The sequence below is a fragment of the Sphingomonas sp. IBVSS2 genome (assembly GCF_002127225.1).
Classification (GTDB): Bacteria; Pseudomonadota; Alphaproteobacteria; order Sphingomonadales; family Sphingomonadaceae; genus Sphingomonas.
Genome location: NZ_NFUR01000007.1, coordinates 1 through 19,302, shown reverse-complemented (window position 1 = coordinate 19,302; position 19,302 = coordinate 1). Strand labels below are relative to the sequence as shown.

The following is a 19,302-nucleotide window of genomic DNA, read 5'->3' as shown; positions in this document are numbered from 1 at the left end:
ATAACCCATGCCAGAGAGGAAAGTGCTCACTAGGAGCGAGGAACACTATAGTCCGCCAGCAGTGAAATAAGGGTTAAATCCCGTTCAGCCGCAGGCACCGGCACGGCGCGCCTCATATTCCTGCTCGAACGGCGAGCCGTCGAGCACGCCCTGCGTTTCGATCCGCACCAGCCGCGGCGTCTCCACGGTGATCGTGGTGCGGCCCTGGCCGTGCCCGGTGCAGGTGTAGCGCACCGTCGCCGCGTGCTGGTCCTGCGCGACCACGAACTGCTCGCAGGGCGTGGCGCCATGGGCAAGCTGGATGAAGCTGTTCGGCCCGGCGAAGCAGATCTTGCGCTCGCCGCCCCGCCGCTCCTTGAGCAGCCATTGGCCACGCTCGATCTGCGAAAGCACTGCCTGGGTGGAGGAACGATGGGCCACGGCCGGCCCATCGCCCGCGATCAACAGCGATGCGCCGGCAAATGCCACGCACACCAGACGCTTGAACAACATACGCAACGTCCTCCCGCCGCAGGCCCAGGAGCCCGCGCCCTTTGCAGCCGATATGGCGCGAGTCCGCCCGATTACAACGGTGGCGGAACGAAATCGGCGAGCTTCACCGGGAATTTTTTCGAGCAAAAGACGCAATCGACGGCGATCACCCCGGCCTCGTCCGCCATTGCCGCCCGCTCCTCTTCCGGGAACTTGGCGAGCACCTCGGTGATGTATGCGGGGTCGCACCGGCAGCCGCGCGCGAGATCCGCGCCGCTGAGGACACGCACCTCTTCCTCCTCGTTGAACAGCCGCCAGACGAGCGATTCGAGCGGGATCGCCGCGTCGGCCAGCTCGTCGACGCCCATGGTCGAACCCAGCGCCTCGACATGCTGCCATTCGGGATGGTCGAGCCGCACATGCAGCCGCTCGCGCCCCGCCTCGCCCTCCGGCAGGTGCTGGAGGAACAGGCCGCCGCCGATCCACTTGCCGGTTTCCCTGTCGCGCCGCGCGCCCAGCCGTACCAGGCTGGGGATCTGCTCGGACTGGAGGAAATAGCTCTGCGCCGCCTCGGCCAGCGAGCCGGCGTCGAGCGGCACGATGCCCTGATAGCGCTCCTTGGTGGTCGCCTGGTCGAAGGTGATCGCCAGATGGCCCTTGTGGAACAGCGCGAACAGCGACGGGTTCTTGCCGAGCTGCGACAGGCGCAGGGCGTCGAACTGCACATAGCCGCGCAGCTCGCCATTCTTATAGTCGCACACCAGCAGGCTGACGATGCCGCCCTGGGTCTGCGCCTGGAGCGTCATCTGCCCTTCGGCCTGCTTGAGCGTGGAGCCGAGCAGGGCAGTGAGCGTCAGCGCCTCGGCCAGCAGCCGCTCGATCTGCTCGGGATAGGCATGGGCCGACAGGATCTCGTCGAGCACCGGCCCCAGCCGCGCAACGCGGCCACGGGTGTGGCGACCGGGGATGGTGAAGCCGATCACGCGATCGAGATCGGTGGTGGGGGCGGTGTTGGTCACGTCGAAATCCTCGCTGCCCGGCCGGAGCCGGGATGCCGCTTGTGGCACAATTTGTCGGAAGTTGCCCGCTATGTAGGGCCTTGCGGGCCCGAGACAACTCAGGCCGCCCGAGCGCGCCCGGCGAGCCGCGCCATGAACCAGAGCCCCCATCCCGCGGCCAGCGCAGACGGGCCGGCCAGGAAGAGCGCCACGGCGATCCAACCCGCCACCGCGACGGACGCAAGGACGCCGGTGAAACTGCCATCATCGGGAACCAGAATCTGGGCCCAGTCTTCGAAGCTGCCGAACGCGATCGCCATGGCGACCCCGATCATCACCAGCCGGAGCGCCCAACCTGACAGCCCTGCACGGCGGATGCGCCCGAGATGGGCGACCATCGCCGCGTTCGCAGCGGCAACGAGCAGCGCGGCCAGGCAGATCAGCCGCTCAGCATAGTCGGTTTCGCGCGGCACGAACCAGAGCAACGAGAGCAGCACCGCGAGGCCCGTGGCAACCAATGCCGCGATGCGGACCCACGGCAAGACACGCCTCCTAGATCTGCCCGAAGCACCACCGTAGCACCGCCTTTTGCGCGTGGAGGCGGTTTTCCGCCTCCTGCCAGATCAGCGATTGCGGCCCGTCGATCACGGCATCGACCACTTCCTCGCCGCGATGCGCGGGCAGGCAGTGGAGGAACTTCGCGCCTGGCCTGGCCTCGGCCATCAGCGCCTCGGTCACCTGGAAGGGCATCATCGCGGCAAGCTTGGTCTCGGCATGGGCCTGGCCCATCGAGATCCAGGTATCGGTGACGATGATGTCGGCGCCCTCCACCGCTTCGTGCGGCGTGCCGACGACCCTGGCCCGGCCCTTGCCGCGGGCGACGTCCGCGTCGCTCGGCTGATAGCCCTGGGGGCAGGCCGCGACGACGTCGAAGCCCATCAGCCCGCCGGCCTCCATGATCGAGGCGAGGACATTGTTGCCGTCGCCGAGCCAGGCGACCTTCAGCCCCGGCAGCGCGAAGCCCGCCTCGAGGATCGTCTCCAGGTCCGCCATGATCTGGCAGGGGTGCGAAGCGTCGGTGAGGCCGTTGATCACCGGCACGCTGGCATAGCGCGCCATGTCGACCACCTTCTGATGATCGTCGGTACGGATCATGATCGCGTCGACATAGCCCGAGAGGATGCGCGCGGTATCGGCGATGCTCTCGCCGCGGCCGAGCTGCATGCTGCCCGCATCCATCACGATCGAAGTGCCGCCGAGCTGGCGGATCGCCATGTCGAACGAGACGCGGGTGCGCGTGGAGTTCTTCTCGAACACCATCGCCAGCACGCGACCGGCGAGCGGAGCGTCGGCGTCCACCTTCCCCTTGGACCAGCCGACACGGGCCTGCTTGCGGGCAATGGCATCGTCGAGCATCGCCTGGATGCCGACAGGGCCGGCGTCGGACAGATCGAGGAAGTGGCGCATCAAAGCTTCGCCTTGAGAGAAGAGGTGTACATCCAGGCAGACCCAACCAGCAGCGCTCCACCAGCTGCGGCGCTGGCGAAGAGCAACAAGAAGAGCATGCCTTCATGGGGATCGATGCCCGATACGATCGTCGTGCCGAGCAGGAGGAGGAACGGAGTCAGCGCGGCCAGACCGACGAGCAGCATCAGGCTCGCGGCAAGGTCGCGCAGACCCGGCCTAGTCATCGCTGGGCGTCCCAAAGGTCCGCGCACCCTCGCTCAGGCGCTCGATGCATTCGGCGATGTGATCCTCGTTGATCACCAGCGGCGGCAGCACGCGGAACACGTTCTCGCCGGCGGCGACGGTCAGCAGCCCGTGATTGTCGCGCAGATGCGCCACGAAGTCGCGGCTCACCGCCGGCTCCTTCATCTTGATGCCGAGCATCAGCCCCTTGCCGCGGATCTCCTCGAACAAATGATCATGGTTGGGGATCATCTGCTCGAAGGCCTGGCGCAGCCGCTCGCCCATCTTGGTGACGTGATCGAGGAAGCCCGGCTCGAGCATCACGTCGAGCACGGCCTGGCCCGCGGCCATGGCGAGCGGATTGCCGCCATAGGTGGAGCCGTGCGTGCCGATCACCATGCCCTTCGCCGCTTCCTCGGTCGCCAGGCAGGCGCCGAGCGGGAAGCCGCCGCCGATGCCCTTGGCGGCGGTCATGATGTCCGGGGTGATGCCATAATGCTCATAGGCCCACATCTTGCCGGTGCGGCCATAGCCGCACTGGATCTCGTCGAGGATGAGCAGCAGGCCATGCGCGTCGCACGCCTTGCGCAGGCCCTGGATGAACTCGGGCGTGCCGGCGGTCATGCCGCCCTCGCCCTGCACCGTCTCGACCAGGAAGCCGGCGGTCTCGCCGTCGATCTTGGCGAGCGCCCCCTCCAGGTCGTTGAACTTCACATAGTCGAAGCCGGGCAGCAGGGGCTCGAAGCCGTCGCGCATCTTGGGCTGGTCGGTCGCCGAGATCGCGCCGATCGAACGGCCGTGAAAGGCGTTCTTGAAGGTGATCAGCTTGTGGCGCTGCGGGTTGCCGTTGACATAGTGATAGCGGCGCGCGGTCTTGATCGCGCACTCGATCGCCTCGACCCCCGAATTGGTGAAGAACACCGTGTCGGCGAAGCTGTTGTCGACGATCCGCTGGGCCAGCGCCTCGCCCTGGGGGCTGCCATAGAGGTTCGACACGTGCATCAGCGTGGCGACCTGGTCCTGCAGCACCTTGGTCAGGTGCGGATGGCCATGGCCGAGCGCGTTGACCGCGATGCCCGCAGCGAAGTCGAGATACTGCTCGCCGCGCTCGCCATAGAGATACACGCCCTCGCCTCGCACCGGCCGCACAGCGCACCGCGGATAGACGGGCATGAGCGGGGTGATGGTCATGGGAACGTACCTCCTTCGTGAAAAGCTCGAAACGAGACTCCAGAAACGCAAAAGGGCGGCCTGTCGGGACCGCCCGAGGCGGGTGTTTACGTGCGGCGGCCGGGAGAGGTCAATAATCGTTTCGGCAAGGGGCATGCGCCCACGCTATCGACTTGGAATCGGCCTAGTTCTTGATCTTCCATCCGCGCCGCAGCAGCGCGTAGCAGACAAAGCCCAGCAGCACGTCCAGCCCCAGGATCACCAGGCTGCCGACCAGGATCGGCGAATCGGCGACTCCGAGGAAGCCGTAGCGGAAGCCCGAGATGATGTAGAAGAAGGGATTGGCGTGGCTGATCGCCTGGAAGGTCGGGGCCAGCCGCTCGACCGAGTAGAAGGTGCCCGAGAGCAGGGCGAGCGGCGCCACGACGAAGTTGGTCACCGCCGCGGCATGATCGAACTTCTCCGCCCAGATCGACGTGAGCACACCCATCAGCGACAGGAACAGCGAACCGAGAAAGCCGAACCACAGCACCGCCCAGAGATGCTGCGGCCACACGTTCACGCCCCAGATCGCCATCGCCAGCCACACCGTGCCGCCGACGCAGAAGGCGCGCGTCACCGCCCCGCCGCACAGGGCAGCGAGCACCTCGGTGGTCGAGAGCGGGGGCATGAGGTAATCGACGATCGTGCCCTGGATCTTGCCGACGAGCAGCGAGAAGCTGGCGTTGGCGAAGGCGTTCTGCAGCATGCCCATCACGATCAGGCCGGGCGCGATGAATTCGGCGAAGTGAATCTCGCGGTGCTGGAGCGTCACCATCCGCCCGCCGCCGCCCAGCGCGACGGTGAAGATCACCAGGAACAGCAGCGTCGTGACCGCCGGTGCCCATACCGTCTGGAGCTGCACCTTGAAGAAACGGCGCACCTCCTTGATATAGAGGGTGCGCAAACCTCCCCAGTTGACGTTGCGGATCACCGGAACGCCGGGCTCGGGGAGCTGTTGACCGAATTCAGGCTGGCTGCTCATCGCGCGTTCGCGTAACCGCTGCGCGGGCCGCCTGCAAGGTGAAGGAAGAGAAGTTTTGAGCTGGACCGAAGAGCGGATCGATACGCTGAAGAAGATGTGGGACAGCGGCCTGACCGCAACCCAGATCGCCGAGGAGCTGGGCGGCGTGAGCCGCAATGCCGTGATCGGCAAGGCGCACCGCCTGGGCCTGCCCGCGCGTCCGTCGCCCGTGAAGCCCAACGAACCCAAGGTCGCGGCCGAGCCCAAGCCGGCGCCCGCGCCGCGCCCGACGCCAGCCGCCGCCGCGCCTGTCGAGTCGCCGGCCCCGCGCGCCGCCGCGCCGGCCGCCACGCCTTCCGCTCCCGCCGAGCCCAAGCCCGCTTCCGACGGACCGGTGCTCCGTTCGGTCGGCCCGGGCGGCTTCGTCCGCCAGAATCCCGGCGAGCAGACCCCGCCGATCTCGCCCGCCCCGCCCCGCCGGCTCGTCCCCGCCAAGCCGTCCGAGGCGATCGCGGACAAGACCAGCCTGCTCGATCTCAACGACAAGATCTGCAAATGGCCGATCGGCCATCCGGGCGAGCCGGACTTCCACTTCTGCGGCGACAAGGTGAACCCGGGCTTCCCTTATTGCGTCGAGCATTGCGGCCATGCCTATCAGGCGCAGCTGCCCCGCCGCGATCGCCGCCCGCCGCCGCCCCTGCCCTTTGGCGGCCCGCGCGTCCGCTGAACCTTGATGCCGATCGCGGCACGCCTGGCACCTGGCGAGACGCTGGGTGACCGCGTGCTGCGCGTCGACCATGCCGGCGAGCATGGCGCAGTGTGCGTCTATCGGGCGCAGCTGCGGCTCGCCCGCTGGACCGCGCCGGGCTTGCTGACCGAGATCGAGGCGTTCATCGCGCACGAGATGCGTCACCGCGCGCTGTTCGCCGCCGAACTCGCGCGCCGCGACCAGGCGCATTGCCCTAGCCATGCCCTGTGCGCGGCGCTCGGCACCGTGCTCGGCACCATCACCGGCCTGCTCGGCCGCCACGCGATCGCCGCCACCACGGTTGCGATCGAGCGAGTCGTGCTGCGCCACATGACCGCGCAGATCGCGGCGCTCGAAACCAGCGATCCGGCCGCGGTCGCCATCCTCCTGGACATCGTCGAGGAGGAGCAGGAGCATCACGATCGATCGGTGGCACATCTGCGGGGCGGCCCCCTCCAGCACATCCTCGACGCCGGCGTCGGCATCGCAACCGAGGCGGTGATCTGGATCGGCATGCACCGCCGATCCGGGCCAAGGGCCATCGGACACGCACGGCGAATATCGTAATCTACGCAAATACCGTGGTTTACGTGTTTCTAACCTAATTCCCGCTAGACGCGCGGAATGAACCGTTTCGGATCAATCCTCGCCCATCACGCCCTGGCCGCGCAGCTCGCGCTCGCCGGGCTGGTAGTGGCCTGCGCGGCCTTCTGGCCTCCCAGCCAGGGGCGGATGCTGCTCGTGCCGATGCTGCCCGGCGCAGCGGACCGCATGCTCGCCCAGGCAATCGACGGCGGCGCGCAACTGCTCGGCGACGGGCCGCTGCCAGGCAGCTTCGTCGTCACGGGCACGCATTTCGCCATCGCCTCGGCGCTCCGGGGCCGGGCGATCCTCATCCTCGCGGCACCACCGGCCCTGTGCGGAGGAGCAGCCGCATGAACGAGATCGATCGTCTTCGCCGCCGCGGCGTCCGGACGCTGGTCATGGCGAGCTGGGCGACCGTCGGCGTGGTCTTCCTGCTCGGGCTGCTGCTGGGCAGCCAGCGCGAGTGGATGACCTTCCTGCTGGGCGCCGCGGCGAACATCGTCCCGACGATCGTCGCGCTGCGCCGCCGCTACGATGCCGCCGCGCGGCTGATCGTCGGCACGCTCGCCGCGATCCAGCCCGCGCTCGCCGTCTATGCGCTGACCGGCCATCCCTGGCAGATGGACTCGCACATGTATTTCTTCGTCGCGCTCTCGGGCCTGACGCTGCTCTACGACTGGCGTCCGATCGCGCTCGCCTGCGCGATGATCGCGGCCCATCACATCGTCTTCCAGCTCGCGGTGCCGGCCTGGGTGTTCGAGGGCGGCGGCAATTTCGGGCGCGTCGTCTTCCATGCCGTGGCGGTGCTGCTCGAATTCGCGGTGCTCGCCTATCTCACCACCCAGCTCGTCCGCCTGATCGAGGCGCAGGCCGATGCCCGCGCCCAGAGCGACCGCTTCGCAGCCGACGCCACCGCGCGGCGCGACGATGCCGAGGCGGCGCTCACCGCGATGCGCGCCGCCGAATCGCGCGAGCGCGCCGAGCGGGCGCGCCGCGAGACGAGCGAGCGCGACGCGACTGCCGAGCGCCGCCGCGAGATGCTGGCGCTCGCCACCGCCTTTCAGGATTCGGTCGCCGAGACGGTGCGCGACGTGACCCGTGCCGCGAGCGACCTCGATCGCTCGGCCCATGCGCTCAATTCGCTGGCCCACACGGCAAGCGTCGAGCTCGCCGCGACCGCGCACATCGCCAGCCAGGCTTCGGACACTGCGGGCGGGCTCGCCAGCGGCGTGCGCCAGCTCACCGCCTCGATCGTGGCGATCGCCACCAGCGTCGACCAGCAGGCGAATCTGAGCGGCGCGGCGCGCGGCGTCTCGCGTTCGGGCGAGAATGCGGTGCGCGCCCTGGCGGAGCGCGCGAACACCATCACCCGCTTCGCCGAATCGATCCAGGAGATCGCCGCCCGGACCAACCTGCTGGCACTCAATGCCACGATCGAAGCGGCGCGCGCCGGCGATATCGGCCGCGGCTTCGCGGTGGTCGCGCACGAAGTGAAGGCGCTCGCCAACCAGACCGGCTCCGCCACCGAGGAGATTCGCACCCTTGCCGGCACCGTCCAGGGTGGCGCCACCCTGGCGCACGGCGCGCTCGACGAGATCGCCGCCACCGTCGCCGAGGTCGCGGCGGCCGCGGAGGCGATCCGCGGCGAAGTCGACGGGCAGCGCCAGGCCGCGAGCATGATCGAAGCGACCGCCCACGACACGGCGATGGGGGCCACCCGCATGGCCGAGCGGATCGGCGCCGTCGCCACCGTGGCAAGCGACACCGAGGCGCTGTCCGACCAGGTCTCCAGCGCCGCGACCGGGCTTTCCGAGGCGGCGGTGGCGCTGGAAGCGGCGACCGACAAGTTCATCGCCCAGCTCAAGGCGGCGTGATTCCAAAAATTCCTCCCCGAGCTCGCCTCGGGGAGGGGGACCGCGACGCGGAGCGTCGTGGTGGAGGGGACCGCAGGTCACCGGCACGTGCCGCGGCGGTCCCCCTCCCCCAACAAGCCGGGGGACGAATTGGAAAGCCCCATCTCTTGCGCCCCTCACCTCGCACCCCCTATACGTTCTCCATGGCCGCTGAAGACCTGTTTGCCGCGCCGGGCGTGCCCTCCGGCACCTATGACGCCTCCTCGATCGAAGTCCTCGAAGGGCTGGAGCCGGTCCGGCGCCGCCCGGGCATGTATATCGGCGGCACCGACGAGCGCGCGCTGCACCATCTCGCCGCCGAGATCCTCGACAATGCGATGGACGAGGCGGTGGCCGGCCATGCCAACCGCATCGAAGTCACGCTCGAGGCCGGCAACCGCATCACCATCGTCGACAATGGCCGCGGTATGCCGATCGATCCGCATCCGAAATTCCCCGACAAGTCGGCGCTCGAGGTGATTCTCTCGATGCTCCACTCGGGCGGCAAATTCTCCGGCAAGGCCTATGCCACCTCGGGCGGCCTGCACGGCGTCGGCATCTCGGTGGTCAACGCGCTGTCGATCGACACCACCGTGGAGGTCGCGCGCGACAAGCAGCTCTATCGCCAGCGCTTCAGCCAGGGGAAGACGCTGGGGCCGCTCGAGCATGTCGGCGGCACGCCCAACCGGCGCGGCACCTCGGTCAGCTTCGTGCCCGATACCGAGATCTTCGGCGAGATGCTGTTCAAGCCGGGCCGGCTCTACAAGCTGGTCCGCTCCAAGGCCTATCTGTTCGCCGGCGTCGAGATCCGCTGGAAGTGCGACGCCGAGCTGATCTCCGACGGAGACCGCGAGGGCGGCCTCCCGACCGAAGCGGTGTTCCAGTTCCCCGGCGGCCTGGCCGACCATCTGAAGGAGCAGCTCGGCGCCCGCGAATGCGCCACCGCCGATTTCTTCGCCGGACGCCAGGATTTCCCGGGCGAGAACAACGGCCGCGTCGAATGGGCGGTCGCCTGGCCGCTATGGTCCGACGGGTCGTACAGCTGGTATTGCAACACCATCCCGACGCCCGATGGCGGCACCCATGAGGCGGGCCTGCGCGCCGCGCTGACCAAGGGCATCCGTGCCTTTGGCGAGCTGATCGGCAACAAGAAGGCCAAGGACATCACCGCGGACGACGTGATGACCGGCTCCGAGCTCATGCTGTCGGTCTTCATCCGCGATCCGCAGTTCCAGTCGCAGACCAAGGACCGGCTGACTTCGCCCGAGGCCGCCGGCCTGGTCGAGAAGGCGGTGCGCGACCATTTCGACCATTTCCTCGCCGACAATATGGATCGCGGCAAGGCGCTGCTCGGCTATGTGATCGAGCGGATGGACGACCGCCTGCGCCGCAAGCAGGAACGCGAGGTCAAGCGCAAGACCGCGACCAGCGCGCGCAAGCTCCGCCTGCCCGGCAAGCTCACCGATTGCTCGGCCGACGATCCGGCGGGCACCGAGCTGTTCATCGTCGAGGGCGATTCGGCGGGCGGCTCCGCCAAGCAGGCGCGCGACCGCAAGACCCAGGCGATCCTGCCGATCCGCGGCAAGATCCTCAACGTCGCCTCCGCCACCTCGGCGAAGATCCTGGCCAACCAGGAGATCGCCGACCTGATCCTCGCCATGGGCTGCGGCACCCGCAAGGATTGCGACCCCAGCAACCTGCGCTACGAGCGCATCATCATCATGACCGACGCGGACGTGGACGGCGCGCATATCGCCACGCTGCTGATGACCTTCTTCTTCCAGGAAATGCCCGACCTGGTCCGCCAGGGGCATCTCTACCTCGCCCAGCCGCCGCTCTATCGCCTGACGGTCGGCTCCAAGTCGCTCTACGCGCGCGACGACGCGCACCGGCTCGAGATCGAGACCACGGCGTTCAAGGGCAAGAAGGTGGAGGTCAGCCGCTTCAAGGGCCTGGGCGAGATGAACCCGAACCAGCTCAAGGAAACCACCATGGACCCGGCGACCCGGGGCCTGCTGCGCATCACCCTGCCCCAGGAATATGAGGAGCGCGCCGGTGTGAAGGATCTGGTGGATCGCCTCATGGGCAACAATCCCGCCCATCGTTTCGCCTTCATCCAGGAGAATGCGGCACGGCTGGACGAGGAAGTGATCGACGCCTGAGGGGGCTCGCCCTAGGCTGTCATCCCGGCCCAGCGCCGTCATCCCGGCGAAAGCCGGGATCGCGTGCGGCTCCTTTCCCGCCATCGCCTGAGGTCCCAGCCTTCGCCGTGGCGACGATGAGGGCAATAAATGTTGATATCATGATTTATCTCGCGTAGAAGTGGCGCATCCACAGCCGCCGAGGCAATGATGCGCCTGCTCCCGCTTCTCGCCGCTTTCCTGCTCGCCGCTCCCGCTTCCGCGCAGACCGCGCCGCCCCAGCCGGTTCGGGCGGACCCCGCCTTCACCCTGCGGCTCGGCGAGCTCATCGCGATCCTGAACGGTGGCGGCGACTATGCCGGCTATTTCACGCCGGCCTTCCAGGAGAAAGTGCCGCAGGCGATGCTCCAGGGCGTCACCGCGCAGCTGATCGCCGCCAATGGCAAGCCGCTTGCGATCCTGGGCGTGACGCAGGAGACGCCGTGGCGGGCCAATATACGGGTCCAGTATGAAAAGGCGGTGGCGAACGTCCTCCTCGTGGCCGATCCGGCGCCGCCGCACCGGGTGGGCGGGCTGCTCATCCGCGGATTCGAAAGTGCCGAGAAGACGCTGCCGCAAGTCGAAACCGCCCTTGCCGCCCTGCCCGGCGATGTCGGCTATGCGATCGCGAAACTGGGCAGCGGCGCGCCGCGGCCGCTCGCCGGCCGCAATGCCGACAAGCCCTATGCGATCGGATCGGCGTTCAAGCTGGTGATCCTCGCCGAGATGGTCCGCGCCACCAATGCCGGCGAGCGCAAATGGGACGATCTCGTCACGCTCGACGGCGGCATGCTGCCCGGCGGCGGCTACACCATGAAGCCCAAGGGCACCCAGGTGACCCTGCGCGAGCTCGCCACCCAGATGATCTCGATCAGCGACAACAGCGCGACCGACATCCTGCTCCACACCCTCGGCCGCGCGAAGGTGGAGGCGATGATGCCGGTGCTCGGCATTGCCGATCCGGCGCGCAATCGGCCCTTTCTGGGCACGCTCGACGTCTTCCGGCTGAAGGGCGTCGCCGGACTGGGCGACCGCTATCTGGCGCTGGACGAGGCCGGGCGGCGCAAGCTGCTCGAGGGGGAAGTGGCCGGCATCCCGCCGATCCTGATCGACGCGACCAGCTTCACCAGGAAGATCCCCAACCGCATCGACACGCTCGAATGGTTCGAGAGCCCGAACGATCTCGTCCGGGTGATGGACTGGCTGCGGCGGAACACCGAGGGCATGGCCGGCACCGAGGCGCGCCGGATCCTGTCCGCCAATCCGGGAGTCAGCCCCGATGTGCGCGGCAAGTGGCAATGGATCGGCTACAAGGGCGGATCGGAGCCCGGCGTGATGAACATGACCCTGCTGCTCCAGGCGCAGAATGGCGACTGGTACGTCGTCACCGGCAGCTGGAACGATGTGCAGAAGGCCGTCGACGAGGGCCGCTTCGCCGCGCTGATCGGCAAGGCGGCGGAGCTGAGCGCGCCCTAGATCTCCCCGCGCATCCGGCGCCTGTGGTATTTGGTCCGTGCGCCGATGCCGAAGAGCATCAGCGCGAAGCCGGCGACGATCGCCGCCAGCGTGACGATGTTCGGGATCGGCATCCAATAGGCGTTGACCAGGATCAGCGCCGAGCCGAGCACCGCGAGGGCGACGCCGGTGCGGCGAAAGCCCTTGGCCACCTGCATCAGCTCGCGGCGATAGGCGCTGCGCTGCGCCGGATCGCGCAGATCCGGGATCGGCCGGCTCAACGATTGCCTCCGATCAGGTCGCCAAGCCCGCCCAGCACCGAGCCTTCGCCGCGATTCTGCCCGCCATGGCTGCTCGCCGCCGCCATCATGCGCCCGGCGAGGCGGGAGAAGGGCAGCGACTGGATCCAGACCTTGCCCGGCCCGCGCAGCCGCGCGAAGAACAGGCCCTCGCCGCCGAAGATCGCGCTGCGCACTCCGCCGGCGCCGACCAGGTCGAACTCCACCGAAGGCGTGAAGGCGGCGACGCAGCCGGTGTCGACATGGAGCTCCTCGCCCGCCGCCAGCTCGCGCTCGACGACCATGCCGCCGAACTGGACGAACACCCAGCCATCGCCGTCGAGTTTCTGCATGATGAAGCCCTCGCCGCCGAACAGGCCGGTCATGATCCGCCGCTGAAAGGCGATGCCCATCGACACGCCCTTGGCGGCGCAGAGGAATGCGTCCTTCTGGCAGATCAGCGTGCCGCCCACCGAATCGAGCTTCAGCGGCACGATCGCGCCCGGCACCGGCGCCGCAAAGGCCACGCGCGCCTTGCCTGAGCCGTTATGGGTGAAGACGGTGGTGAACAGGCTCTCGCCGGTGACCAGCCGCTTGCCGGCGCCGAGCAGCGCGCCCATGAAGCCGCCGCCCTGCGCGCCGCTGCCGTCGCCGAACACGGTGGTCATCCCCACCGCCGCGTCCTTCCACACCAGTGCGCCCGCCTCCGCCACCGCGCTCTCGCCCGGATCGAGCTCGATCTCGACGAACTGGAGCTCCTGCCCCTTGATCTCGAAATCGATATCGTCGGCGACACCGGCGCTGCGGCTATGGCTCCACGGGCTTTGCGGCATGATAAGGCTCTCCAATCGGTTCGGTGCCGCCTTAGCCGCTCCGGCCGGCGCCAGCCACTGGACATCGCAGGAAGGATGCGGTCCTTTCGATATGGGGGACACGAGACATGCGCATCGCGTTGGCTTTACTGGTCGCAGCGCCCATCCAGGCGCAGGAAAAGCCCGAACGGGAAACCTCCGCGCCGATCCTCGTCACGGGAAGCCCGCTCGCCGATTCGGCCCGGCGGCTCGCCGAGTGCATCGCGCATGGCTGCCCGCCTCCCGAAGATATCGCAGCGAGCATCGCGCATGCCGAGAACCAGCTGCTCGCCGGCGACTATCGCCAGGCCCGTGCCACGCTCGCGGCTGCGCGCACCCGCAACGGGCGCAACCGCAAGGCATATCCGGTGGAGATCGCGGATCTCGAACGCAATTATGGCCGGATGACCGACCTGGACGGCTTTCCGGCCCGAGCCCGTATCGCCCAGGTCGACGCCATAGATACGCTCAGGAGCGCGCTGGACCGCAAGGACACGCGCATCCTGCTCCAGCAGCTGGTTGCCGGGGACGACTTTCTGCTGACCGGCCGCACCGATGCCGCCGACCAAGTCTATCGTCAGATCGAGAAGCAGGCACGCGACGCCGGCCAGCGTCAGGTCGCAGGCGTTGCCATGCTCCGTTCCGCCACCTTGTACACTTTGCTTTCCGCACAGGACCCGATGTATCGCGGCACCGCGCGCGAACGGATCGCCCGGATCGAACGGACCGCCGCGCCCGAGCTCGACCGGATTCGCATCGGCGCCCGCGTGCTGCGCGCGCGCATTGCCGCGATCGCGGGCGACGACGGGGCAAGGAATCGCGCCATCGCCAGCCTGGCCGACGCCGGTTTCACCGAGCCCGTGCTGGTCTATGAAGACCTCCCCCTTCGAAACGGGGCGCGGGCGGCAATACGCAAGGCGATCGACTCGAATCCCGAATGGGCCGACTTCCGCTTCCGGATCGGCGCCGATGGCCGCGTGCACGACCTTGAGGAGATTCGCCGCTCGCCAGAGATATCGGCCGATTGGTCGGCGCGCGTGCGCAAGGCGATCGCCACGCGGCGCTATGCTCCGCTGCGCCTTCCGCCTGACTCGGACGGCATGGTCCGCGTCGAGCGGTTCACGCTGGTATTCGATGCGGGCGACTCCACCGGCTCGAACATGGGCATGCGTTCGAACACCGGAAGGCTGGTCTGGCTCGACCTCACCCCTGACCGGCCGACCTCGAGCATTCCGCCCTCGCTCTATGTGGCGCCCCGCCCCGCCTTCTGACAGGCCAGCGGTGCCGCGCCCGTCGCGGCGCGGGCGCGGAACGGCTCAAGCCGCGAGCGCGTCGACCAGGGACTTCACCTTCTTCTGCCGCCACTGGGGCAGGGGCGCGACCAGCCAATAGCCGAGCTTCGAGCTCTTGGGCTCGCCGACGACGACGACCCGGCCCGATTCGATGTCGCTGCGGGCCAGCAGCTCGGGCACGGTGGCACGGCCCAGCCCCTCGGCCGCAGCGTCGAGCGCGAGCCCGGCATCGGCGACGCGCACCAGCGAGCCGGCATCCTCGGCCATGCAGCCGGGCCAGGAGATGCGCACGTCGATGCTGCCGCCCGGCCGCTCGACCGTGACCATCCCGTCGCTCTCCAGCGCCTCGCCCTCATGCTCCCCGGGCCCCTCGCCCCAGCGGATGGCGAGATCGAGATTGGCCTCGGTGAAGTCGATCGCCTCGTCAGCGGGGACGAGCATGAAGCGCAGGTCGCTGTCCTCGCGCGCGATCTCGGCCAGGCGCGGCATCAGCCACTTCGCGGTCAAGTCGCGCGGCGCGGCGATGGTCAGCGACTTGGACGACTGGCCCGCCTGCATCGCGCGCACGCTTTCCTCGAACTGGAGGAAGCCTGCCCGCAGCGCCGCCAGCCCGGCCTCGGCCTCGGGGGTGAGCTCCAGCCCCTTGGTAGTGCGGCGGAACAGGACGACGCCCAGCGTATCCTCCAGCGCGCGGATCTGCTGGCCGACGGCCGCCGGCGTCACCGCCAGCTCGTCCGCCGCGCGCGTGAAACTCAGGTGCCGCGCCGCCGCGTCGAGCACGCGCAGGCCGTTCAAGGGAAGATGCGTCCGCTTCATAGCTCCCCTCCCGCTTGCGGGAGGGGTCGGGGGAGGGCCCGACGTGGGTTGGAGCGGGACAGGCCCTCCCCTAACCCCTCCCGCAAGCGGAAGGGGGACTTGTTGTGCGTCCGCTTCATTCCGCCACCGCCGGCGCCGTGAGCGCGAACTTGGGGATGGCGACGTCGAACGCCGAGCCATCCTCCCCGATCATGTGATAGCTGCCCTGCATATTCCCCATCGGCGTGCTCAGCGGGCAGCCCGAGACATAGTCGAAGCTCGCCCCCGGCGCGATCATCGGCTGCTCGCCGACCACGCCCTCGCCCTCCACGGTGTGGCGGGCGCCGCGGCCGTCGGTGATGATCCAGTGGCGCGTCAGGAGCTGCACCGTCATCGGCCCGCTATTCTCGATGCGGATGTGATAGGCCCAGAACCAGCGGCCACGATCGGGCTCGCTCTGCTCGGGAAGATAGCTCACCGACACGCGCACGGTGATCCCGCGCGTTTCCGCCGCATCGGTGAACAATGCGTCCATCACAATCCGGCGGCCCTCAGCGCCTGGTCCAAGTCGGCGATCACGTCCTCGGAATCCTCCAGCCCGACATTCAGGCGCAGCATGCCCTCGGTCACGCCCATCTCCAAGCGCTTCTCCTCGGCCACGCTCGAATGGGTGGTGGAGGCCGGATGCGTCATCAGCGAGCGCGAATCGCCGATATTGTTCGAGATGTCGACCAGTTCGAGCGCATCGAGCAGCGCGTGCGCCTGCTTGCGGCCGCCATCGACCTCGAACGAGAAGATCGGGCCCGCCGCGTCCATCTGGCGGTTGAAGAGGTTGTGCTGCGGGTGGCTGGGCAGCGCCGGGAAATTGATCCGCGGCACGCGCGCCTCGAGGAAGCTGCCTACCTTCAGCGCATTCTCGCTCTGGCGGCGGATGCGCAGATCGAGCGTCTCCAGTCCCTTGAGCACCACCCAGGCGTTGAACGGCGACAGCGTCGGCCCGGTGTTGCGGGTGAAGGGCAGCAGCACGTCGTTGATGAAGGCGGAGGAGCCGGCGACCGCGCCGGCGAGCACGCGGCCCTGCCCGTCCATCATCTTGGTCGCCGAATAGGCCACCACGTCCGCGCCGAACTCCAGCGGGCGCTGCAGCGCGGGCGTGGCGAAGGCATTGTCGACCACGCTGGTGATGCCGTGCCTGCGGGCGATGGCGCACACCGCTTCCAGATCGACCACGTCCATCGTCGGGTTGGCGGGCGTCTCGAAGAAGAACACCTTGGTGTTCGGGCGCACCGCGTCCGCGAACTGCTGCGGGTCGCGCGCGTCGATCACCGTGGTCTCCACGCCGAAGCGCGGAAGCAGGCTGTCGGTCAGCCAGCGGCAGGAGCCGAAGGCGGCGCGGCCCTGGACGATATGGTCGCCCGCGCTCACCTGGCAGAGGATCGCGGCCGTCATCGCCGCCATGCCCGAGGACATGGTGCGGCACGCCTCGGCGCCCTCGAGCAGCGCAATCCGCTCCTCGAGCATCTCCACCGTCGGGTTCTGCAGGCGCGAATAGGTCATGCCCTGCTGCTCGCCCGCGAAGCGCGCGGCAGCATCGCCGGCGCAATCATAGGCGTAGCCGGACGTGAGGAACATCGCCTCGCTCGTCTCGCCCCATTCCGAACGCGCGGTGCCCCCGCGCACGGCCTGGGTGGCGGGTTTCCAGTTGCGGGTTACGCTGCGGTCTTGGCCGGTACGACGCTTCATAGTGCGAGATGCTTTGCGGCTGAGGGGACGGGGCGTCAACACCGCTCGTCACTTGGGCGCCGACAAGTCCTGCTTCGTCGCTCCGCGGATCCGGAAACCAAGTTCAGCATGACGGCCACGAAACGCTCGGCTAATCAACGCGCCATGCTCGATCGCCTCAAGGCCCTGCAGGACCGTCCCTGGCTCGTCGCCCTGCTCCTCGCCATCGCCGTGCAGACGCTGTTCCTGGTCCATCTCGACCAGCCGAGCGTGATCATGTTCGACGAGGTGCATTACCTGCCCGCCGCCCAGGCCCTGCTCGACCTGTCGGGCCCGCGCAACGTCGAGCATCCGATGCTCGGCAAGGAGCTGATCGCGGCGGGCATGGCGCTGCTCGGCGACAATCCCTTTGGCTGGCGCATCGCCTCGACGCTGGCGGGCACCGCCACGGTGCTCGGCGTCTTCGCGTTCCTCTGGCTGCTGGCCGGCACCATGCGCACCGCGCTGGTCGGCGCGGTGCTCACCACGCTCAACCAGACCGTCTATGTCCAGGCACGCACCGGCATGCTCGACATCTTCCTCGGCGCCTTCCTGGTCTGGGCGCTGGTGATGCTGCTCTGGTCGATGCAGGGCAGCGGCAGGGCGGTGTGGTGGCGCTGGATCGCCGGCAGCGCGCTGCTCGGCTGCGTCACCGCGGTCAAATGGGCGGGTGTGCCCTATATCGTGCTCGCCGCGCTCGCCTTCCTCGTGATCCGCGCGCGCGACGTGCGCCTGGCGAAGCAGCCGATCCTTTCGGCGTTTTCGGGCAAGGGGCAACGCCATTGGGCCGGCCTGCCCGCCGTCCCGGCGATCCTGGCGATGGGCGTGGTGAGCGTGCTCACCTATTTCGTCACCTTCGCCCCGGCCTTCTTCTACACCACCGATCCGCTGACCTCGCTTTCCGGCCTGTTCAGCCAGCAGATCCACATGTGGCAGATGCAGACGCAGATCCTGCCGCACCACACCTATCAGTCGAGCTGGTGGAGCTGGCCGCTGATGCTGCGGCCGATCTGGTATTTCTACGAATGGGACCGGGGTGCCCAGCGCGGCGTGCTGCTGATCGGGAATCCGCTGATCATGTGGGGCGGCCTGGTCGCGGTGGCGGCCTGTTACTGGGCCTGGTTCAGGGACAGGGCGATCCGGCCGCTGGCAATGGCGCTGCTATGGACCGCGTCGCTGGCGATCTATGTCGTCATCCCCAAGTCGATCGGCTTCTATTATTACTATCACCCCAGCAGCATCTTCCTGTGCATGGTGCTGGCGATCGCGTTCCAGCATTTCGATCGCGGCCGGAACCGCGGCTGGGAGGAATGGTTCGCCGCGCTCTCGCTGCTGGTGTTCGGCTATTTCTATCCGATCCTCTCGGCCGCCCCGCTGGCGGACAGCCAGGGCTTCACCCATTGGATGTGGATCGGCAGCTGGCGGTAGCCAACTCCCCGCCCTGGAAGGGAGGGGTCGGGGGTGGGTGGATTGCTCGCTATACGGCGCCGCGAGCGCCAGCCCATCCATACCGCCAGGACGCCACCTACCCCTAACCCCTCCCTTCCAGGGCGGGGAACTTCAGTACCGTCCCCAGACGAAGCGCGAGGACAGGGCAAAGTTCCACACCGCGGCAACGGCGATGCCGGCCAGCGCCGCGAAGCGCCAGTCGCCATGCTGGACATTGTGCAGGAACGCCGCCACGCCGACATTCGCCGCAGCCCCCACGCTGCACACCAGGCAGAAGGAGAACCAGCCGGCCAGCATCGGGCCCGCGCCCTTCAACCGCTGCTCGCGATAGGTGAGCGCATTGTTCAGGAAGAAATTGAAGGTCATCGCCGCCGCGGTGGCGAGGATGGTCGCACCGACAAAGGGCCAGTTGAGACCGCGGAACAGCGCACCGAGCACGAGGAAATGCACGCCCGCGCCGAGCGCGCCGATGCCCGAGAACATCACGAAGCGCACCGGCACCACCCGGCCGAACATCCGGTCGTAGAGCGCGATGAGATATTCCATCGCCACCACATAATCGAGCTTGCTCTCCCCCAGCGCCCGCGTCCGAAACACATAGGGCAGCTCCAGGAACTTCAGCGGCCGCGGCGACGCGGTCATGATGTCCAGCAGGATCTTGAACCCGATCGCCGACAGCGTCGGC

At 68.2% G+C, this 19,302-nt stretch carries 21 protein-coding genes; 8 read left to right on the top strand and 13 right to left on the bottom strand.

What is annotated here, in order from left to right:
• Positions 1–84 precede the first annotated feature (84 nt).
• The 7 genes from CAP40_RS18355 to CAP40_RS18325 all read right to left on the bottom strand — a co-directional run bounded on the left by CAP40_RS18355 (position 85) and on the right by CAP40_RS18325 (position 5,352).
• Positions 85–492: a hypothetical protein gene (locus tag CAP40_RS18355; protein ID WP_086131015.1), complete on the bottom strand. Its 408-nt coding sequence runs from the start codon at positions 490–492 to the stop codon at positions 85–87.
• Positions 493–563: 71 nt separating this feature from the next.
• Positions 564–1,490 (bottom strand): Hsp33 family molecular chaperone HslO, encoded by a 927-nt coding sequence (locus CAP40_RS18350; protein WP_256924361.1) that lies wholly within the window; start codon positions 1,488–1,490, stop codon positions 564–566.
• Between the two features lie 98 nt (positions 1,491–1,588).
• The gene (locus CAP40_RS18345) at positions 1,589–2,011 is read right to left on the bottom strand and encodes a hypothetical protein (RefSeq protein WP_144034430.1); all 423 of its coding nucleotides are present in this window, start codon (positions 2,009–2,011) and stop codon (positions 1,589–1,591) included.
• Between the two features lie 10 nt (positions 2,012–2,021).
• Positions 2,022–2,939 carry an ornithine carbamoyltransferase gene (argF, locus tag CAP40_RS18340; protein ID WP_179188364.1) on the bottom strand — a complete coding sequence of 306 codons (918 nt, stop codon included), beginning with the start codon at positions 2,937–2,939 and terminating at the stop codon, positions 2,022–2,024.
• Positions 2,936–3,121 (bottom strand): hypothetical protein, encoded by a 186-nt coding sequence (locus tag CAP40_RS18335; RefSeq protein ID WP_179188363.1) that lies wholly within the window; start codon positions 3,119–3,121, stop codon positions 2,936–2,938. Before CAP40_RS18335 ends, argF begins: the two co-directional genes overlap by 4 nt.
• A 31-nt stretch (positions 3,122–3,152) precedes the next feature.
• A complete protein-coding gene (locus CAP40_RS18330) occupies positions 3,153–4,349 on the bottom strand; it encodes an aspartate aminotransferase family protein (RefSeq protein ID WP_086131010.1) in 1,197 nt (398 codons plus the stop codon).
• A gap of 163 nt (positions 4,350–4,512) precedes the next feature.
• Positions 4,513–5,352, bottom strand: a complete 840-nt coding sequence (locus CAP40_RS18325; protein ID WP_086131009.1) for an ABC transporter permease — start codon at positions 5,350–5,352, stop codon at positions 4,513–4,515.
• Positions 5,353–5,407: 55 nt separating this feature from the next.
• Here CAP40_RS18325 and CAP40_RS18320 point away from each other — a divergent pair, with 55 nt between their 5' ends.
• The 6 genes from CAP40_RS18320 to CAP40_RS18295 all read left to right on the top strand — a co-directional run bounded on the left by CAP40_RS18320 (position 5,408) and on the right by CAP40_RS18295 (position 12,212).
• Positions 5,408–6,058 carry a GcrA family cell cycle regulator gene (locus CAP40_RS18320; protein WP_086131008.1) on the top strand — a complete coding sequence of 217 codons (651 nt, stop codon included), beginning with the start codon at positions 5,408–5,410 and terminating at the stop codon, positions 6,056–6,058.
• 6 nt (positions 6,059–6,064) lie between these two features.
• Positions 6,065–6,646 carry a demethoxyubiquinone hydroxylase family protein gene (locus tag CAP40_RS18315; RefSeq protein ID WP_086131007.1) on the top strand — a complete coding sequence of 194 codons (582 nt, stop codon included), beginning with the start codon at positions 6,065–6,067 and terminating at the stop codon, positions 6,644–6,646.
• Positions 6,647–6,703: 57 nt separating this feature from the next.
• The gene (locus CAP40_RS18310) at positions 6,704–7,018 is read left to right on the top strand and encodes a hypothetical protein (protein WP_086131006.1); all 315 of its coding nucleotides are present in this window, start codon (positions 6,704–6,706) and stop codon (positions 7,016–7,018) included.
• Positions 7,015–8,538, top strand: a complete 1,524-nt coding sequence (locus CAP40_RS18305; RefSeq protein WP_086131005.1) for a methyl-accepting chemotaxis protein — start codon at positions 7,015–7,017, stop codon at positions 8,536–8,538. Before CAP40_RS18310 ends, CAP40_RS18305 begins: the two co-directional genes overlap by 4 nt.
• A gap of 182 nt (positions 8,539–8,720) precedes the next feature.
• The gene (gene parE / locus CAP40_RS18300; protein ID WP_086131004.1) at positions 8,721–10,718 is read left to right on the top strand and encodes a DNA topoisomerase IV subunit B; all 1,998 of its coding nucleotides are present in this window, start codon (positions 8,721–8,723) and stop codon (positions 10,716–10,718) included.
• Positions 10,719–10,904: 186 nt separating this feature from the next.
• On the top strand, positions 10,905–12,212 hold the full coding sequence (locus CAP40_RS18295; protein WP_086131003.1) for a serine hydrolase: 1,308 nt from the start codon (positions 10,905–10,907) through the stop codon (positions 12,210–12,212).
• Here the strand turns inward: CAP40_RS18295 and CAP40_RS18290 are convergent.
• A complete protein-coding gene (locus CAP40_RS18290; RefSeq protein ID WP_086131002.1) occupies positions 12,209–12,472 on the bottom strand; it encodes a hypothetical protein in 264 nt (87 codons plus the stop codon). The two genes, CAP40_RS18295 and CAP40_RS18290, sit on opposite strands and share 4 nt — an antisense overlap.
• Positions 12,469–13,302 carry a TIGR00266 family protein gene (locus tag CAP40_RS18285; RefSeq protein WP_086131001.1) on the bottom strand — a complete coding sequence of 278 codons (834 nt, stop codon included), beginning with the start codon at positions 13,300–13,302 and terminating at the stop codon, positions 12,469–12,471. The genes CAP40_RS18290 and CAP40_RS18285 overlap by 4 nt, the downstream gene beginning before the upstream one ends.
• Positions 13,303–13,409: 107 nt before the next feature.
• Between CAP40_RS18285 and CAP40_RS18280 the strand changes: the two genes are divergently transcribed.
• Positions 13,410–14,591, top strand: a complete 1,182-nt coding sequence (locus CAP40_RS18280) for a hypothetical protein (RefSeq protein WP_086131000.1) — start codon at positions 13,410–13,412, stop codon at positions 14,589–14,591.
• Between the two features lie 45 nt (positions 14,592–14,636).
• Here CAP40_RS18280 and CAP40_RS18275 read toward each other — a convergent pair whose 3' ends face one another.
• The 3 genes from CAP40_RS18275 to CAP40_RS18265 form a co-directional block, all read right to left on the bottom strand.
• Positions 14,637–15,428 (bottom strand): LysR family transcriptional regulator, encoded by a 792-nt coding sequence (locus CAP40_RS18275; RefSeq protein WP_086130999.1) that lies wholly within the window; start codon positions 15,426–15,428, stop codon positions 14,637–14,639.
• Positions 15,429–15,543: 115 nt separating this feature from the next.
• Positions 15,544–15,942, bottom strand: a complete 399-nt coding sequence (gene apaG, locus CAP40_RS18270) for a Co2+/Mg2+ efflux protein ApaG (RefSeq protein ID WP_086130998.1) — start codon at positions 15,940–15,942, stop codon at positions 15,544–15,546.
• Positions 15,942–17,150 carry a PLP-dependent aspartate aminotransferase family protein gene (locus CAP40_RS18265; RefSeq protein WP_086130997.1) on the bottom strand — a complete coding sequence of 403 codons (1,209 nt, stop codon included), beginning with the start codon at positions 17,148–17,150 and terminating at the stop codon, positions 15,942–15,944. The genes apaG and CAP40_RS18265 overlap by 1 nt, the downstream gene beginning before the upstream one ends.
• Positions 17,151–17,294: 144 nt before the next feature.
• Here CAP40_RS18265 and CAP40_RS18260 point away from each other — a divergent pair, with 144 nt between their 5' ends.
• Positions 17,295–18,596 carry a glycosyltransferase family 39 protein gene (locus CAP40_RS18260; RefSeq protein WP_086130996.1) on the top strand — a complete coding sequence of 434 codons (1,302 nt, stop codon included), beginning with the start codon at positions 17,295–17,297 and terminating at the stop codon, positions 18,594–18,596.
• Positions 18,597–18,728: 132 nt separating this feature from the next.
• Here CAP40_RS18260 and CAP40_RS18255 read toward each other — a convergent pair.
• Positions 18,729–19,302: GtrA family protein (locus tag CAP40_RS18255; RefSeq protein WP_179188362.1), on the bottom strand; the 574-nt coding region annotated here is incomplete at its 5' end.

Bases quoted from the DNA above. Each gene is read 5' to 3' on its own strand.
- CAP40_RS18305 (WP_086131005.1), top strand. From the start codon at position 7,015: ATGAACGAGATCGATCGTCTTCGCCGCCGCGGCGTCCGGACGCTGGTC.
- parE (WP_086131004.1), top strand. From the start codon at position 8,721: ATGGCCGCTGAAGACCTGTTTGCCGCGCCGGGCGTGCCCTCCGGCACC.
- CAP40_RS18280 (WP_086131000.1), top strand. From the start codon at position 13,410: ATGCGCATCGCGTTGGCTTTACTGGTCGCAGCGCCCATCCAGGCGCAG.
- CAP40_RS18260 (WP_086130996.1), top strand. From the start codon at position 17,295: ATGCTCGATCGCCTCAAGGCCCTGCAGGACCGTCCCTGGCTCGTCGCC.
- CAP40_RS18310 (WP_086131006.1), top strand. From the start codon at position 6,704: ATGAACCGTTTCGGATCAATCCTCGCCCATCACGCCCTGGCCGCGCAG.
- CAP40_RS18325 (WP_086131009.1), bottom strand. From the start codon at position 5,352: ATGAGCAGCCAGCCTGAATTCGGTCAACAGCTCCCCGAGCCCGGCGTT.
- CAP40_RS18315 (WP_086131007.1), top strand. From the start codon at position 6,065: ATGCCGATCGCGGCACGCCTGGCACCTGGCGAGACGCTGGGTGACCGC.
- CAP40_RS18275 (WP_086130999.1), bottom strand. From the start codon at position 15,428: ATGAAGCGGACGCATCTTCCCTTGAACGGCCTGCGCGTGCTCGACGCG.
- CAP40_RS18295 (WP_086131003.1), top strand. From the start codon at position 10,905: ATGATGCGCCTGCTCCCGCTTCTCGCCGCTTTCCTGCTCGCCGCTCCC.
- CAP40_RS18285 (WP_086131001.1), bottom strand. From the start codon at position 13,302: ATGCCGCAAAGCCCGTGGAGCCATAGCCGCAGCGCCGGTGTCGCCGAC.
- CAP40_RS18265 (WP_086130997.1), bottom strand. From the start codon at position 17,150: ATGAAGCGTCGTACCGGCCAAGACCGCAGCGTAACCCGCAACTGGAAA.
- apaG (WP_086130998.1), bottom strand. From the start codon at position 15,942: ATGGACGCATTGTTCACCGATGCGGCGGAAACGCGCGGGATCACCGTG.
- CAP40_RS18335 (WP_179188363.1), bottom strand. From the start codon at position 3,121: ATGCTGCTCGTCGGTCTGGCCGCGCTGACTCCGTTCCTCCTCCTGCTC.
- CAP40_RS18355 (WP_086131015.1), bottom strand. From the start codon at position 492: ATGTTGTTCAAGCGTCTGGTGTGCGTGGCATTTGCCGGCGCATCGCTG.
- CAP40_RS18330 (WP_086131010.1), bottom strand. From the start codon at position 4,349: ATGACCATCACCCCGCTCATGCCCGTCTATCCGCGGTGCGCTGTGCGG.